The sequence below is a fragment of the Pseudomonas sp. EA_65y_Pfl1_P113 genome, from assembly GCF_963970525.1.
Lineage (GTDB): Bacteria > Pseudomonadota > Gammaproteobacteria > Pseudomonadales > Pseudomonadaceae > Aquipseudomonas > Aquipseudomonas tritici.
Genome location: NZ_CAXAQM010000601.1, coordinates 1 through 448, shown reverse-complemented (window position 1 = coordinate 448; position 448 = coordinate 1). Strand labels below are relative to the sequence as shown.

1 protein-coding gene is annotated in these 448 nt (G+C 62.9%); it reads left to right on the top strand.

The window, feature by feature from the left end; translation table 11 throughout:
* Positions 1–27: 27 nt before the first annotated feature.
* The coding region (locus tag AACY52_RS31290; protein ID WP_339561538.1) for an exonuclease domain-containing protein at positions 28–448 on the top strand (421 nt) is incomplete at its 3' end.

The following is a 448-nucleotide window of genomic DNA, read 5'->3' as shown; positions in this document are numbered from 1 at the left end:
CATGCGTATTTTCACCCGGAGCGGGCAATGCCGCCCGAGGCGCAACGCGTCCATGGGCTGAGTGACGCTTTCCTTGCCGACAAACCGCTGTTTCCGCATCTGGTCGACGATTTGCTCGACTTCATCGGGGACAGCCCGCTCGTCGCGCACAATGCCAGCTTCGATTTCGGCTTTCTCAACGGAGAACTGAAGCGCTGCGGGCGTACCGCCGTCGCGATGGAGCGGATGGTCGATACCGTTGCGATGGCGCGGATGCGCCACCCCGGTGCCAAGCACAGCCTTGATGCCTTGTGTAGCCGCTACGGGATCGATCGCAGCCATCGCACGTTGCACGGGGCCTTGCTTGACGCGCAACTGCTGGCCCAGGTCTATGTCGAGCTGACCGGTGGTCGGCAGATCGGTCTTGGCCTGGTTAGCGAAGTCGTGGTCGAAGCAGCGCCGACTCAGG